The sequence below is a fragment of the Pseudomonas sp. 3-2 genome, from assembly GCF_019710535.1.
In the GTDB taxonomy this organism is placed as follows: domain Bacteria; phylum Pseudomonadota; class Gammaproteobacteria; order Pseudomonadales; family Pseudomonadaceae; genus Aquipseudomonas; species Aquipseudomonas pharyngis.
In genome coordinates this window covers 5,556,712-5,572,006 of record NZ_CP081200.1, presented here as the reverse complement: position 1 = coordinate 5,572,006, position 15,295 = coordinate 5,556,712, and the positions used below count along the sequence as shown (strand labels likewise).

15 protein-coding genes are annotated in these 15,295 nt (G+C 63.0%); 8 read left to right on the top strand and 7 right to left on the bottom strand.

Annotated features, from left to right (window positions below):
• Window positions 1-14: 14 nt before the first annotated feature.
• Window positions 15-470: an Lrp/AsnC family transcriptional regulator gene (locus tag K3819_RS25280; protein WP_085612578.1), complete on the bottom strand. Its 456-nt coding sequence runs from the start codon at window positions 468-470 to the stop codon at window positions 15-17.
• A 163-nt stretch (window positions 471-633) separates the two neighbouring features.
• Here K3819_RS25280 and yedA point away from each other — a divergent pair, with 163 nt between their 5' ends.
• Both yedA and K3819_RS25270 read left to right on the top strand, forming a co-directional pair.
• Entirely contained in the window at window positions 634-1,584 is a 951-nt protein-coding gene (gene yedA, locus K3819_RS25275; protein ID WP_085612579.1) for a drug/metabolite exporter YedA, read from the top strand.
• A gap of 65 nt (window positions 1,585-1,649) precedes the next feature.
• Entirely contained in the window at window positions 1,650-2,978 is a 1,329-nt protein-coding gene (locus tag K3819_RS25270; RefSeq protein ID WP_221398152.1) for a DEAD/DEAH box helicase, read from the top strand.
• Window positions 2,979-3,016: 38 nt separating this feature from the next.
• Here the strand turns inward: K3819_RS25270 and K3819_RS25265 are convergent, their stop codons facing one another.
• Both K3819_RS25265 and K3819_RS25260 read right to left on the bottom strand, forming a co-directional pair.
• Window positions 3,017-4,258, bottom strand: a complete 1,242-nt coding sequence (locus K3819_RS25265; RefSeq protein WP_221398151.1) for a TIGR03862 family flavoprotein — start codon at window positions 4,256-4,258, stop codon at window positions 3,017-3,019.
• Between the two features lie 175 nt (window positions 4,259-4,433).
• A complete protein-coding gene (locus K3819_RS25260; RefSeq protein ID WP_007958746.1) occupies window positions 4,434-5,354 on the bottom strand; it encodes a histone deacetylase in 921 nt (306 codons plus the stop codon).
• An 82-nt stretch (window positions 5,355-5,436) separates the two neighbouring features.
• Between K3819_RS25260 and K3819_RS25255 the strand changes: the two genes are divergently transcribed.
• The 3 genes from K3819_RS25255 (at window position 5,437) to K3819_RS25245 (ending at window position 7,572) form a co-directional block, all read left to right on the top strand.
• Window positions 5,437-6,006 (top strand): GNAT family N-acetyltransferase, encoded by a 570-nt coding sequence (locus K3819_RS25255; RefSeq protein WP_064599611.1) that lies wholly within the window; start codon window positions 5,437-5,439, stop codon window positions 6,004-6,006.
• A gap of 106 nt (window positions 6,007-6,112) precedes the next feature.
• Window positions 6,113-6,982, top strand: coding sequence for an acyl-CoA thioesterase II (tesB, locus tag K3819_RS25250; protein ID WP_039771793.1), 870 nt, complete (start codon window positions 6,113-6,115; stop codon window positions 6,980-6,982).
• Window positions 6,979-7,572 carry an HAD family hydrolase gene (locus tag K3819_RS25245; RefSeq protein ID WP_221398150.1) on the top strand — a complete coding sequence of 198 codons (594 nt, stop codon included), beginning with the start codon at window positions 6,979-6,981 and terminating at the stop codon, window positions 7,570-7,572. The genes tesB and K3819_RS25245 overlap by 4 nt, the downstream gene beginning before the upstream one ends.
• 130 nt (window positions 7,573-7,702) lie before the next feature.
• On the opposite strand, the gene K3819_RS25240 is transcribed toward K3819_RS25245, so the two are convergent.
• From K3819_RS25240 to K3819_RS25225, 4 genes are all read right to left on the bottom strand, one after another.
• Window positions 7,703-8,656, bottom strand: a complete 954-nt coding sequence (locus K3819_RS25240) for a hypothetical protein (RefSeq protein WP_085612583.1) — start codon at window positions 8,654-8,656, stop codon at window positions 7,703-7,705.
• The gene (locus K3819_RS25235) at window positions 8,657-9,544 is read right to left on the bottom strand and encodes a neutral zinc metallopeptidase (RefSeq protein WP_039771788.1); all 888 of its coding nucleotides are present in this window, start codon (window positions 9,542-9,544) and stop codon (window positions 8,657-8,659) included.
• A gap of 190 nt (window positions 9,545-9,734) precedes the next feature.
• Complete coding sequence (locus K3819_RS25230; protein ID WP_221398149.1) at window positions 9,735-10,568, bottom strand: aldo/keto reductase; 834 nt, start codon at window positions 10,566-10,568, stop codon at window positions 9,735-9,737.
• On the bottom strand, window positions 10,552-12,288 hold the full coding sequence (locus tag K3819_RS25225; protein ID WP_221398148.1) for an FAD-dependent oxidoreductase: 1,737 nt from the start codon (window positions 12,286-12,288) through the stop codon (window positions 10,552-10,554). The genes K3819_RS25230 and K3819_RS25225 overlap by 17 nt, the downstream gene beginning before the upstream one ends.
• A gap of 177 nt (window positions 12,289-12,465) precedes the next feature.
• Here K3819_RS25225 and K3819_RS25220 point away from each other — a divergent pair, with 177 nt between their 5' ends.
• From K3819_RS25220 to K3819_RS25210, 3 genes are all read left to right on the top strand, one after another.
• Entirely contained in the window at window positions 12,466-13,242 is a 777-nt protein-coding gene (locus K3819_RS25220; RefSeq protein ID WP_221398147.1) for an IclR family transcriptional regulator, read from the top strand.
• Between the two features lie 116 nt (window positions 13,243-13,358).
• Window positions 13,359-14,420 carry a Gfo/Idh/MocA family protein gene (locus K3819_RS25215; RefSeq protein ID WP_221398146.1) on the top strand — a complete coding sequence of 354 codons (1,062 nt, stop codon included), beginning with the start codon at window positions 13,359-13,361 and terminating at the stop codon, window positions 14,418-14,420.
• 2 nt (window positions 14,421-14,422) lie between these two features.
• Window positions 14,423-15,238 carry a sugar phosphate isomerase/epimerase gene (locus K3819_RS25210; protein ID WP_085612588.1) on the top strand — a complete coding sequence of 272 codons (816 nt, stop codon included), beginning with the start codon at window positions 14,423-14,425 and terminating at the stop codon, window positions 15,236-15,238.
• Window positions 15,239-15,295: the final 57 nt, after the last annotated feature.

Sequence of the window (15,295 nt, the reverse complement as noted above, 5' to 3'; positions counted from 1 at the left end):
GGATCACTCTTGTCTCAGGATTTGCCGTTGCCTTCAATGTGGCCGAGCGGCACCCGCTTCTCTATCGCGCTCGACAACACGATCGAGGTCTTGCTGAAGCCGAATTTCGCCACCCGGTTGATCAGTTCTTCCAGCTCGGTCATCGAGCCCACGGCTGCCTGCATGATCACGCACGGGTCGCCGGTGACGCGGTGGCATTCGGTGAGTTGCGGAATTCTGATCAGTTCGTCGTACACCTTCGGGTTGCCGTGCTGGTTCAGGCGCAGTTCGATAACGCACTGGATCGGCAGGCCGAGTTTGGCCATGTCGACTTTGGCCGAGTAGCCGGTGATGACGCCGCTGGCCTCGAGTTTGGCCACGCGTTCGGCGACGGCGGGGGCTGAGAGGTTCACTTTGCGGGCGAGGTCGGCGTAGGACGCGCGACCGTTTTCGAGCAGGGCGCTGAGCAGCATGCGGTCGTATTTGTCCAAGGTCGGACTCCTGAAAATGCCAGACTTTCGAAATCGCGGTTTTGGCCGTCGATCTCCGTGTTTTCAAAAGTGTACCGGCGCTATAAACAGGTTTTGTAACTTATTTTTAGCGGTTGGCCTTTCTAGAATAACCCATCCCCTGAGTCTGACTTTCGAGCTGCCCATGTCTGCCTTGCGCCGTTTTTCCCTGCCCTTGATCGCTGCGTTTTTTGCGCTGTACGTGATTTGGGGATCGACCTATCTGGTGATCCGCATCGGCGTCGAATACTGGCCGCCGCTGATGCTCGGCGGCGTGCGCTTCGTGATTGCCGGCACCCTGATGTACGCGTTCCTGCGCTGGCGCGGAGCACCGGCGCCGACCTGGGCGCAGTGGAAGGCGGCGGGGATCATCGGGATTTTGTTGCTGAGCTTCGGCAACGGCGCGGTGACCCTGGCCGAGCACAGCGGCGTGGCGTCGGGTGTTGCTGCGCTGGCGGTAGCGACGGTGCCGCTGTTTACCTTGCTCTGCGGTTATTTCTGGGGCGCGCGCAACACTCGCCTGGAGTGGGCCGGGGTGGTGATGGGGATTATTGGCATCGCGATGCTCAACATGGGCTCCAACCTGCAATCGAGTCCGCTGGGCGCGGCGTTGCTGATTTTCGCGGCGGCGAGCTGGGCGTTCGGTTCGGTGTGGAGCAAGCACTTGCCGCTGCCCCAGGGTGCAATGGCCAGTGCCGTGGAAATGCTGGTGGGCGGCGTGGTGCTGTTGATCGGCAGCGCGGCCAGCGGTGAGCACCTGCAGGCCATGCCGCCGCTGGAAGGCTGGCTGGCGCTGGCGTACCTGATCTTCTTCGGCTCGATCATCGCCTTCAACGCTTACATGTATCTGTTGAAAAACGTTCGTCCGGCGGCGGCCACCAGTTATGCCTACGTCAACCCGGCGGTGGCGGTGTTGCTGGGGATCGTGTTTGTCGGCGAGACCATCGGCATCGAAGAGGCGCTGGCGATGCTGGTGATCATCGGCGCGGTGGTGCTGATCAGTCTGCCGCAGTGGCGGCGTCCGGCGCGGTCGCCGGTGGTCAGCGAGCCGGCTGCCGCAGCGAAGGTCATAGCGACGGAGCAGCGTGGGAATTAGGGTAAACTGCGCGTCATCGCATACTTGTTTTGCACAACCGCTCTGATTTTTCCTACGGTACTCCCATGACTTTCGCCACCCTTGGCCTGATCGAACCCTTGCTGCGCTCCCTCGAGAAGCTCGGCTACCAGACCCCGACGCCGGTGCAGGCGCAAGCCATTCCGGCCGTGCTGGCCGGTCGCGACCTGATGGCTGCGGCCCAGACCGGCACCGGCAAGACCGCCGGTTTCGCTTTGCCGCTGCTGCAACTGCTGGCGATGGAAGGGCCGAAAGTCACCGCCAACTCGGTGCGCGCGCTGATTCTGGTGCCGACCCGCGAGCTGGCCGAGCAAGTCCACGAAGCCGTGCGCCAATACGCCGAAAACCTGCCATTGCGCACTTACGCGGTGTACGGCGGCGTCAGTATCAACCCGCAGATGATGAAGCTGCGCGGCGGCGTCGATCTGCTGGTCGCGACCCCGGGCCGTCTGCTCGACCTGTTCCGCCAGAACGCGCTGAAGTTCAATCAGCTGCAGACCCTGGTGCTGGACGAAGCCGACCGCATGCTCGACCTGGGCTTTTCCGAAGAGCTGGCGAACATTTACCGCGCGCTGCCGAAGAAGCGGCAGACGCTGCTGTTCTCCGCAACCTTCTCCGATGACATCCGCCTGCTGGCCGGGCAGATGCTCAACGATCCGCAGAGCATCGAAGTCAGCCCGCGCAACGTCGCCGCCAACACCGTCAAGCAGTGGGTGGTGACGGTGGACAAGAAGCGCAAGCCGGAACTGTTCGTGCACCTGCTGCGCAAGAACAAGTGGAAGCAGGTGCTGGTGTTCGCCAAGACCCGTAATGGTGTGGACGCGTTGGTCGAGAAACTTCAGGGCCTGGGCGTGAACGCCGACGGGATCCACGGCGACAAGCCGCAGGCGACCCGGCAGCGGGCGCTGGACCGCTTCAAACTGAGCGAAGTGCAGATTCTGGTGGCCACCGACGTGGCGGCCCGTGGTCTGGATATCGAAGACCTGCCGCTGGTGGTCAACTTTGATCTGCCGATCGTGGCCGAGGATTACATTCACCGTATCGGCCGCACTGGCCGCGCGGGTTCGACCGGTGAGGCGATTTCGCTGGTGTGCGCCGATGAAGTGAACATGTTGTCGGCGATTGAAATGCTGACCCGCAGCACGTTGAAGCGCGAGGTTGAGCCGGATTTCGTGCCCGAGCACCGCGTGCCGGACACCGATGCCAGTGGTCAGGTGATCAAGAAGCCGAAGAAACCGAAAGCTTCCGGTGGCGGTGGCAAGCGCAATCTGGGCAAGTGGGTGGACAGCGGCGAGACCCAGGCGCCGGAGCCTTCGATCAAGCCTGTGCGCAAGGTGCCGGTGTTCAATACCGGGCCGCGTAAGCGTAAGCCTTAAGCGTCAGACAGGGTCGTTCCCGCGCAATGCGGGAACGATCAGTTACGCTGTTTCAACCAGTCCAGCATTCCAGCTCCGGCCGCCCGGCCACTGGCAAAACACGCCGTCAGCAAATACCCGCCAGTCGGCGCTTCCCAATCCAGCATTTCCCCCGCACAAAACACCCCCGGCAACGCCTTGAGCATCATCCGCTCATCCATCGCCTCGAACGTCACCCCGCCAGCACTACTGATCGCCTCATCCAGCGGACGGGTTTTCACCAGCGTCAGCGGCAAAGCCTTGATCGCTCTCGCCAACAACGCCGGATCAGCAAACGTCGCCGCATCAGTGAGTTCCCGCAGCAACGCCGCTTTCACCCCATCAATCCCGACCTGACTGTGCAGATGCTTGGCCATCGAGCGCGAACCCCGTGGTTTGCTCAATGCCGCCTGCAATTTATCCACAGGTCGGCCGGGCAGCAGGTCGATGTGAATGGTCGCGGCACCGTGCACATTGATCGCCTCACGAATCGGCGCCGACAGCGCGTAGATCAAACTACCCTCGATGCCGGTTGCGGTAATTACGCATTCACCCAGACGCGGAACATCGTCGTTCAAACCGATGGCGATATTTTTCAGCGGCGCGCCGGCGAATTTGCTGACCATCACTTCGCTCCAGGCCTGCACCTCGAAGCCGCAATTGCTCGGCTGCAACGGCGCCAGTCCTACACCGCGTTGCTCCAGCGGCAGCATCCACGCGCCGTCGGAGCCCAGTCGCGACCAGCTGCCGCCGCCGAGGGCGAGCAGGGTGGCGTCGGGGGAAAGGGTTTTCTCGCCTTCCGGGCTGTCGATGCGCAGTGCGCCTTTTTCGTCCCAGCCGAGCCAGCGGTGGCGGGTGTGGATAACCACGCCGCTGTCGCGCAGGCGCTTGAGCCAGGCGCGCAGCAATGGCGCGGCTTTCATGTCGGTGGGGAACACCCGGCCGGAGCTGCCGACGAAGGTTTCGATGCCCAGTTCGTGAATCCAGCGGCACAGTGCATCGGCGTCGAACGCGCGCAGCAGCGGGGCGATGTTCGCGGCGCGTTCGGCGTAGCGCGAGAGGAACGCCGGGTAGGCTTCGGAATGGGTGATGTTCATGCCGCCGACCCCGGCCAGCAGGAACTTGCGGCCCACCGAGGGCATGCCGTCGTACAGATCGACGCGGACTCCGGCCTGGCTCAGCACTTCGGCGGCCATCAGGCCGGCGGGGCCACCGCCGATGATGGCGACGTGAGCGGGAAGGGCGGCGGAAGTCTGGGTCATGGCAGCGGCAATAGCGTGGCGGAATAAGCCGCGCATTCTAGCAGCAGCGGCCATCGTCAGACCTGATCAAAAAACAACCAGTGCGCTGCAAGCCATGTTCAGCGTGGGCTGTAGTCCCTTTCGCTCAGGTTATCCACAGGCCGTTCCACAGCCATTGTGGGTAACGCAGCACAACTCAATGACAACCGGATGACTGCCAGACGCGCTGCGCACTGTGATGCAGGATCCCGTGGCGGCGGGCGAGGGCGTGGCGATCCTTGCTGTAGCCGCCGCCGATCACCCCGACCACCGGGATGTCGCGACCCAGGCAGTGGCGCATCACGCTTTCGTCGCGGGCGGCGACGCCTTCGTCGGTCAGTTGCAGATAACCGAGGGCGTCGTCCTTGTGCACGTCGACACCGGCGTCGTACAGCACCAGGTCCGGCTGATACAGCGGCAGCAGATAGTTGAGTGCGTCGTCGACAACTTTCAGGTAGTCGGCGTCGCCCATGCCGTTGGGCAGCGGAATGTCCCAGTCGCTTTCGGCCTTGCGTGCAGGAAAATTCTTTTCGCAGTGCAGGGAAACGGTGATCGCTTCCGGCGTGTTGTGCAGAATCCGCGCAGTGCCGTCGCCCTGATGCACGTCGCAGTCGAAGATCAGCACCCGGTTCACCCGACCGCTTTGCAGCAAATAGTGACTGATGATTGCCAGGTCATTGAAGATGCAGAACCCGGCGGGGTAGTCGTAGTGGGCGTGATGGGTGCCGCCGGCGAGGTGACAGGCCAGGCCATGTTCCAGCGCTTTTTCCGCTGCCAGAATCGAACCGCCGACCGCCCGCACCGTGCGTCGCGCCAGCGCTTCATTCCACGGCAGACCGAGGCGCCGCTGGTCTTCGCGGGACAACTCGCCGCTCATGTAGCGTTCGATATAACCGCGGTCATGGGCCAGGGCGAGAATGTCGGCAGGGCACAACTCGGGGCGCAGCAGGTCTTCGTCGCGTGTCAGGCCGCTGTCCACCAGGTGATCGCGCAGCAGGCGGAACTTGTCCATGGGGAAGCGGTGATCCGCCGGAAATTCCGGGCTGTAGTCTTCGTGGTAGATCAGCGGCAACGGCATGGTGGACTATTCATAAAGGCTGCAGGAAAGAGTGCAAAGCCTAACAGCGATGTAGACTGACGGCATCAAGCGGAGGGGCGGGATGGAACCGATACTGGAGCTGCAAAGCGCAAGGCTGCTGATGCGCCAATGGCAGGACGAGGATTTGCCGGCGTTCGCGGCCATGTGCGCCGACCCGCAGGTGATGCGCTACTTCCCCGCGCCTTTGAGTCGGCTGGAAAGCGCCGCGTTGATCGGCCGGGTGCGTGGGCATTTTGCCGAACACGGTTACGGCCTGTGGGCGCTGGAGCGCAAAGACACTGGCGAATTCATCGGTTTTACCGGGCTCGGCGTGGTCGGCTTCGATGCGCCGTTCACCCCGGCGGTGGAAATCGGCTGGCGGCTGGCCAAGGAACATTGGGGCCTGGGTTATGCCAGCGAAGCGGCGTGGACCGCGCTGCGTTGCGGCTTTGACCGTTTGTCCCTGAAGGAGATCGTGTCCTTCACCGCGCAGAGCAATCTGCCGTCGGAAAAAGTCATGCAGGCGATCGGCATGCATCACGATCCAGCCGACGATTTCGATCACCCGAAACTGGCTGTCGACCATCCGTTAAGTCGACATGTGTTGTACCGCATCACCCGGGAGCAATGGCTGCAGACCTTGCATGGCTAAGCCGACACGGACGTTTACAATGGCGCGATCAATGGCTCGCGCCAGAATCTGAATTGGCCGCCGCAGCCAGGGCTGCGCGGCATAGCGTTGTGTGAGGAGAGTCTGAATGAGCCAAGTGTTGGAAGATCTGGTGGATCTGCTGACCCTCGAACCGATCGAGGAAAACCTGTTCCGTGGTCGCAGCCAGGATCTGGGCTTTCGCCAGTTGTTCGGCGGCCAGGTGCTCGGCCAGTCGCTGTCGGCGGCCAGTCAGACCGTTGAAGAAGCGCGCCATGTGCATTCGATGCACGGTTATTTTCTGCGTCCGGGCGATGCCAAGTTGCCGGTGGTCTACTCGGTTGACCGTGTGCGCGACGGCGGCAGTTTCAGCACCCGCCGCGTGACCGCGATCCAGAAGGGCCACCCGATTTTCACCTGCAGCGCTTCGTTCCAGTACGACGAAGAAGGCTTCGAGCACCAGAGCCAGATGCCTCAGGTGGTCGGCCCGGAAAACCTGCCGTCGGAGCTGGAACTGACCCAGCAACGCGCGCACCTGATCCCGGAACACATGCGCGAAAAGCTGCTGTGCCCGAAGCCGATCGAAGTGCGCCCGGTCACTGAAAAAGACCCGTACAACCCGCAACCGGCGGATCCGATCAAGTACGTGTGGTTCCGCGCCGACGGCGCGTTGGCAGACATCCCGGCGCTGCACAAATACCTGCTGGCCTACGCTTCGGACTTCGGTCTGCTGACCACCTCGATGTTGCCGCACGGCAAATCGGTCTGGCAGAAAGACATGCAGGTCGCCAGCCTCGACCACGCCTTGTGGTTCCACAATGATCTGCGTGCCGATGACTGGTTGCTCTACGCCATGGACAGCCCGTGGGCCGGCAACTCTCGCGGGTTCTCCCGTGGCAGCGTGTTCAACCGCGCCGGGCAACTGGTGGCGTCCGTGACCCAGGAAGGCCTGATCCGTCATCGCAAGGACTGGGCATGAGTCTGGCGGAAGTGCGGCACTGGGTGTTCGACATGGACGGCACCCTGACCGTCGCGGTGCATGATTTCGCGGCGATTCGCGTGGCGCTGTCGATCCCGGCGGAGGACGACATCCTCACCCACCTCGCGGCATTGCCCGCCGAGGAAGCGGCGGCGAAACATGCGTGGCTGCTGGAGCATGAGCGCGATCTGGCGCTCGGCTCGACCCCGGCGGTCGGCGCGGTGGAGCTGGTGCGCGACCTGCACGCCCGAGGCTATCGCCTCGGCATCCTGACCCGCAATGCGCGGGAGCTGGCCCACGTGACGCTGGAGGCCATCGGCCTGGCTGACTGTTTTGCGGTGGAGGATGTGCTGGGCCGCGATGAAGCACAGCCAAAACCGCATCCGGGTGGTCTGCTGAAACTGGCCGAGGCCTGGCAAGTGCCGGCGAACGAGATGGTGATGGTCGGTGATTACCGGTTTGATCTTGATTGCGGCCGGGCGGCGGGCGCACGCACGGTGCTGGTGAACCTGCCGGACAATCCATGGCCGGAGTTGACCGACTGGCATGCGAAGGATTGTGTGGAATTGCGGCGAATGTTGTTCGCCTGAGGCCTGCATTGTCTGCACGGACGCCTTCGCGAGCAAGCCCGCTCCCACAGGGAAACGCATTCCAAATGTGGGAGCGGCGGTGCGACGACTCGACTTGCTCGCGAAGAGGCCAGACCATCCACCCAACAACTTATTGCTCGAACAGTGCTTTCTGGCCTTCCGGCGAGGTCAGCATGCCGTCGCCGTTATGCCCGACGCCGGGCACTTCGATCAGGCGCTGATTGACCCCTTCAGGGTGACGACGCAGCAAGTAACCGAAAAACAGCTTCCCGCGCTCCAGTCGATAAGCCCCCTGGGCTTTGGCGGCACAGCTCTTGTCCAGCGCCGGGTGTTGCGGGTCGGTGTCCTGCTGGCCCAGCAGATAAATCACCTCGCGTTTGACGTAACGGCCTTCAAGTTGCGCGGGCGTCTGCCCACCCGCGTAGATCGGCGGGTCCACCAGACCGTACTTCCAGCGGTTGAAACCCGGGCACTTCGCATGATCGAAAGCTACCGGGCGTTGCTCATTGAAGTAGGCGTACGACGACGGGTTGGCTACCACGTAGCGCAGGCGAATGCCCTCGGTCTTGAGCGCCGGCTGTTCCTGGGCCAGCAGCGCGTAACGCTGCACCACCTGCGCGCCGCCGGAGTGGCCGAAGATCACGATCTGCTTCACGTCCGGAAACTGCTTGCGATCGCTCAGCCTTCCGACGATTTCGTCCAGTGCGGCGTAGGAACTCAGCGGATTCGGTCCTGTGGATAACCCGCCACCCATCCATTCGTTGCCTTGCCAGCGCAGCACGCTGGCGGGTAACGAGTAGAGCGACACATCGCTTTCGTTGAGAAACTGCGGGGCGATCACCAGGGTGTTGGCGGTTTGCCCGGCCAGTTCCGCCGCGACTTCACCGCTTTTGCGATAGGTCTCGGCGTTGCGCAGACGGCCATGAATGACGATCAGCACGCGCTCGATTTTCGCCGGCGCCGGGCCGATGCCCACCGCCATTTCGCCGGCCTGCAATTGCAGGCGCCCGGGACTGATTGCGTCGACGCCGGCCGCTTGGGCGGTGCCGCCGATGAACAGTAAAGCCAACAGCCATTTATGCATTTACAGGTTTTTCGCCGCAAAGGTATCGCACTGGCCGACCTGGCCCTGGGCGAATCCGGTTTTGAACCAGCGCACCCTTTGCGCCGACGTACCGTGAGTGAACGAGTCCGGCACCACACGGCCCTGACCCTGTTGTTGCAGGCGATCATCACCGATGGCGTTCGCCGCGTTCAAGGCTTCTTCGATGTCGCCCGGTTCCAGCCAGTTCAGGCGCTTCTGGGCGTTGTAGGCCCAGACCCCGGCCAGGCAGTCGGCTTGCAGTTCCTGACGCACCAGCAGACCGCCGTCGCCTTCCATCTGCCGGCCTTGCTGACGGGCTGTCTGAATTTTCGCCGAGACGCCGAGAAGCGTCTGCACATGGTGTCCGACTTCGTGAGCAATCACGTAGGCCTGGGCAAAGTCGCCGGCGGCCTTGAAGCGCTGGGCCATTTCCTGGAAGAACGCCATGTCCAGATAGACCTTCTGGTCTGCCGGGCAATAGAACGGGCCGGTGGCCGAGGTTGCCAGACCGCAGGCGGAATTGACCCGGTTGCTGAACAGCACCAGGGTCGGATCTTTATATTGCCGGCCGGCCTGTTGGAAGATTGCGCCCCAGGTGTCTTCGGTGTCGCCGAGGATCGAACGCACGAATTCGGCCTGTTCATCGTTGGCCGGCGGCGCCTGACGGGTTTGCGAAGTGGGGGCCGATTGTTCGGTCATCTGCCCGGTGAGCTGGCCGAGGATCTGTAACGGGTCCTGCCCGGTGATCCAACCGATACCGACGATCAGCAGGATCGCCCCGAGGCTCAGCCCCTTGCCACCGCCGAAGCGCATGCCGCCGCCACCACCCATGTCATCGCCACGGGCATCGACGACGTTGTCACTGCGTCGGCCTTTTTTCCATAGCATGTGGGAATCCTCTATCTGTAGGTGGTGATGAGTGTTGCTGGTGTGTGAGTGTGGCGCCAGTCCGGTCGTCCGTCTATTCGCACACACGTACAAAGGCCCGGCCTCGGGGTGATGAGGTCGGGCCTGTTATTGACGAGCGCGAGCGCCGGGAATTCAATCCGGCGGCAGATTTCTTTCGCCGGGTCGGGTGTCAGCGGTCGAAGGCATCCCACACCGGCGCGAAGTCCGGGCTGACCTGACGTTCGCGCTTGGGCAGCGCGGCGATCAGCGCCCGGTCATCATCGTCCAGTTCGACCTGCAGTGACGCCAGGTTGGCCAGTTGATTGGTCTTGCTGCTGGCCTTGGGAATCGCCGCCACGTTGTCTTGATCCAGCAGCCACTTCAGCGCGACCTGAGTCGGCAGCACGCCGTGTTTTTCGGCGATCTGCTGAATCTGTGGAATCTCCGAGACCTTGTTACGTGCCAGTGGCGTGTAGGCCGTCAGCGCCAGATCATGTTGACGGGCGTAGTCGAGCAGGGCGTTTTGTCCGAGCAGGACGTGGTACTCGATCTGAATGGCTGACAGAGGAATGCCGTATTCCTCGACGACTTTGCGCAGCATCGGCAGCGGAAAATTCGCTACGCCGATGTTGCGAGCCAGCCCCTGTTCCATGAACGACGCGAGGGTTTCAAGAGTGCGCGGCAGGTCCCAGTCAGTGCTCGGCCAATGGATCATGAACAGATCAACGTACTCGCTGCGCAAGGCCTTGAGGCTGCGATCCAGCGAGTGACGCATGGCGTCCGGTTGCAACTGATCCCACCAGACCTTGGTGGTGACGTGGATCTGCTCGCGGGGTGTCGGCGTATTCGCCAGCGCCTGTCCGACTGCGTCTTCGTTGTTGTAGGCCGCTGCCGTGTCGATGTGTCGGTAACCGAGTTCCAGGGCTTGCTCCACGGCGCGGGTGCATTCGTCGCCGAGCATCGGCCAGGTGCCGAGGCCGAGTTTTGGCAGGTTCAGTCCTTTTTTGTTAACGATGTGCTGCATGGTCGATCTCCTGTTCGAAAGCCGTGACGCCTGCCATGTGCCGGGCGGCGATGTAACCGAAAGTCAGGGCCGGGCCGAGGTTGATCCCGCCCGCCGGATAATGCCCGCCCATGATGCTGGCCATGTCGCCACCCGCCGCGTAGAGCCCGGCGATAGGCCGGTCTTCGGCGTCGAGTACTTGCGCGTGCGGGTTGACCTTGAGCCCGGCGAAGGTGCCGAAGCAGCCCGGCTGCACCTTCACCGCGTAAAACGGGCCTTGTTCGATGGGCGCCACGCACGGATTGGGCTGTTGCGCGGGATCGCCCTGTTTGCGGTTGTACGGGGTCGAGCCGCGACCGAACTGCGGGTCTTCGCCGTGCCGGGCATGGTGGTTGTAGTCATCGACGGTGACGCGTAAACCCTCCGCGTCGATGCCGCATGCAGCGGCCAATTCCTCAAGGGTATTGCCGGTTTTCAGATAGCCGCTGCGGATAAAACCTGACACCGGAACCGGAAACGGCCGAGACATGCCGAGCCCGTAACGTCGCTGGAACGCGCGGGTGCAGATCAGCCAGGACGCAACCTCTCCGCCCTCGGGGGCGGCGGCGACCATGGCGCTGACGTAGTCGTAATAGCCGTTGGCTTCGTTGACAAAGCGCTGGCCGTTGCGCAGTACGCCGATGACGCCCGGTTTGCCGCGCTCGATGATGTGTGGGAAATGGCCGATGCTGCCGTCGGAATGTGGCACCTGCGAGACCGGTGCCCAGGCGACTGGCGAGGCCACATCGGTGTTGACCCGGGCTCCGACGGTTTCACCCAGTCGCAGGCCATCGCCATTGACTGCCAGCGGAGGCAACGCCCAATGTTCATGACCGGTGGGCGTGCGAGGGAACAAGGCCTTGCGCCGCTCGATGTCATTGGCAAAACCGCCCGCCGCGAGCACCACGGCTTTGCGTGCATGGACGGTGACCGGGCCTTTTGCGGTGTTCACGCGAGCGCCGGTGATGCGTGATTCGTCGCGCAGCAGTTCCGTCACTGGCGCCGATTCCCACAGCAATACGCCGAGGTCTTCGGCGGATTTCGCCAGCCGCGCTACCAGCGCCACGCCGTTGACCAATTGCATCGCCCGGCCATGCAACGCCAGATCCAGCAGATGACGGGTGAAACGCCGGGTCACGTGCCAGGCCGCCGACAACGAGCGGGTCAGATTGAGAAACGCCGACAGATCCGCCCCCGCCATGATCGGCATGCCCATGAATGAAGTTTCGCGCATGGTTGTGCGAAGACGCTTGAGCAGGCGCCCGACCTTTCGCCCGTCATAGGGAGCGGCAATCACCGAGCGTCCGCCGGTGCCGGCGCCCGGTGTTTCGCCGTGGATGTCGGCGATGGCGTTGCCGTCGGCAAATTGCAGGGCGGTGTGTTGTTCGAAGAACGCCACCATGCGCGGGCCGGCTTCAAGGAAGGCGTCGATCATGGCCGGGTCGTAGTGCTCGCCGAGTTCGTGGCGCAGATAGGTGCGCGGCAATTCCACGTCTTCGACGATCCCGGCGCGCCGGGCCAGCGGATTGCACGGCACCCACGCCCAGCCGCCGGACCACGCGGTGGCGCCGCCGAACACCGGATCCTTTTCCACCACGATGACCTTCAAGCCATGCCAGGCGGCGGTGACGGCGGCCGACAAACCGGCGGCGCCGGAGCCGACCACCAGAACGTCGCAGTCGATATCGGGAAGGGCAGACATCAGCAAGGGCTCCAGCAATCAATTTTTTTTAGAATCATGTTCCAGAAAATAACCAGTGTGGGCGAAGCAGATCAACCGACTGACGCGCAAAGTGGGCGGTTATCGGACGTCGGGTTCCAGATTTCGCATTCCTCGGGATGTCTTCTAGAATCGGCGAAATTTCACCGAGAGCGCACCATGGCCGGCAGTCAAATCGAACGGGTTTTCAGCGTGCTGGAAAGCCTCACCAGTGATCCGCGCGGGCTGCCGATGCAGACCCTGGCCGAGCAACTGGACATTCCGAAGAGCGCGACGCACCGCCTGCTCGCCGAGCTGATCCGCCTGGGTTATGTGCGGCAGAACCCGGAGACGTTGCGTTATCACCTGTCGACCAAACTGGTGGCGATGGGCTTTCAATATCTGTCGAGCAGCGGTGCCGACATTGTGCAGCCGGTGCTCGATCGACTGGCCCAGGAAACCGGTGAGCTGGTGCGTCTGGGGGTGATCGACGGCGAGCGCCAGACCTGGATCGCCAAGGCCCAGGGCGCTCGTAGCGGTCTGCGTTACGACCCGGACATGGGCCGCGACGCGCCGCTGTTCTACACCGCGTCGGGCCATGCGTGGCTGGCGTGCATGAGCGACGCCGAGGCGTTGTCGCTGGTCGAGCGCCAGGGCGCGGAGGTGCCGGCGGATATCGGGCCCAATGCGCCGCGCTCCAATATTGAACTGCTCGAACGCCTGCGCGTGGCCCGGGAACAGGGCTATGCCTGTGTGGAAGAAAGCTCGGCGGTGGGCACTTCGGCGATTGCTGCCGTGGTGAAACATCCCGCCGATGGTCGGGTGATTGGCGTGCTCAGCATAGCGGGGCCAAGCGCAAGGATGTCGGCGGCGCGCTTGCATGAATTGGCGCCGGTGCTGCTGACGTTTACCGAGGAGTTGTCGGCGGCGAGCCTGGCCTCGGAGTTGTTCGTTTAAGCAAAGCTGTGCGCTGTTCGCCCACTTTTCGGTCGGGTGGGTGTGAGAATCTGGAACCCGGTTCTAAATTGTTGATGGAGTGACTTTTCCCACAACAATCACAAGAGGATCGCACCTTGAACCCGCCCCTTCGAATTGCCCTGATCGGCGCCGGCAACATGGGCCAGCAACATTACCGGCACCTGAAGAATCTCACTGAGGCCACGTTATGCGCCGTGGCCGACCCCGGCCCTCAGGCACCGGCCCTGGCGGCGGAGTGGGGTGTGGCGCATTTCGCCGATCACCGTCAGATGCTGGAGCAGAACCGGCCAGACGCAGTGATCGTCGCCAATCCGAATAATCAGCACGTCAGCACCGCGCTGGATTGCTTGGCCGCTGGCGTTCCGGTGTTGCTGGAAAAGCCGGTGGGCGTAAACCTGGATGAAGCGCGGGAATTGGTGGCGGCGGTGAAGCGCAGTGGCGTACCGGTGCTGGTCGGCCATCATCGGCGGCACAATCCGTTGATCGTGCGTGCTCATGAGCTGGTCAAGGATGGGGCGTTGGGACGGCTGACGCTGGTGACTGCGCTGTTCCAGCTGCGTAAGCCTGACCAGTATTTCGAAACCGCGTGGCGGCGCGAAGCCGGTGCGGGCATGCTGCTGACCAATCTGATTCACGACCTCGATCTGCTGCGTCACCTGTGTGGTGAAGTGCGTTCGGTGCAGGCGATCACCGACCGTTCGGTGCGCGGTTTTGCCAATGAAGACAGCGCGGCGATTCTGCTGCAATTCGATGGCGGAGCGCTCGGCACCCTGACCGGTTCCGATGCGGTGGCGGCTCCATGGAGCTGGGAGTTGAACTCCGGTGAGAACCCGGTCTATCCACGTCAGGCGGATCAGCCGTGCTATTTACTGGCGGGAACGGCCGGGGCCTTGAGCATTCCGCAACTCAAGCGCTGGCATTACCGCGCCGAGCAGGTGGACGCCGGTTGGCATGAGCCGTTGCTGTCCGTTGATGAACCGTTCACACCGGACGAAGCCCTCCGGTTGCAGTTGCAGCATTTCGTCCGCGTGGTACGGCGGGAAGTCGAACCGTTGGTGAGTGCCGCCGACGCCGCCCGCACGCTGGCGCTGGTCGAGGCCATCCGTGAAGCGGCGGCCAGCGGTCGCGCCACCGAACCCGCGCAGATCGAGGCCTGAACATGAGCGAACGAATTCTGTCCCTGGCCAGCCTGACCGTGCTGGAGTTGTCGCCACCCGAGATGGTCGAGGTCGCGGCCCGTGCCGGATACAGTCATGTCGGCCTGCGTCTGGAGCCGGCGACGCCAGAGGAATATCACTTTCCGTTGGTAGCCGATGGCGATTTGCGGCGTCAGACACTGGCGCGTTTGCGTGACACCGGAATCGGTGTGCTCGACGTGGAAATCCTTCGATTGAAGCCGCAGACAGTGGTGGCGGATTTCGAGCCACTGCTCAGCGTTGGCGCGGAGTTCGGTGCCAGTGAATTGCTGGTCGCCGGTAACGATCCCGACGAACAGCGGCTCACCGATAATTTCGCGGCACTGTGCGATCTGGCGGCGCGCTACGGTTTGCATCCGCATCTGGAGTTCATGCCCTGGACCGATGCACGCAATCTTGAGCAGGCGTTGCGCATCGTCGCCAACGCCGGGCGCGAAAACGGTGCGGTGCTGGTCGATGCGTTTCACTTCGACCGCTCCGGGTCGCGGCTGGAGGAGCTGGCCGGCGTGCCGGCCTCGCGGCTGCGCTACGCACAGTTGTGCGATGTTGCCGGGCCGAGGCCGACGGACATGGCCGAGATCTTGCGTCAGGCCCGCAATGAGCGACGGTTTCCCGGCGAGGGCGATTGTGACTTGATCGGCTTGTTGCGCTGTCTTCCGGCTAACCTTCCCCTGAGTCTGGAAATTCCCACGGTCAAATTGCTGGAGCAGGGCGTGAGTGGATTGCAGCGGGCGCAAATGGCGATCGACCGGACACGGGAATTGTTGGCCCGACTTTAAGTCTGCTTCAAGGGGCGAGGGCGCACGCGACCTCGTCACCGTTTATTTTTCATTCAG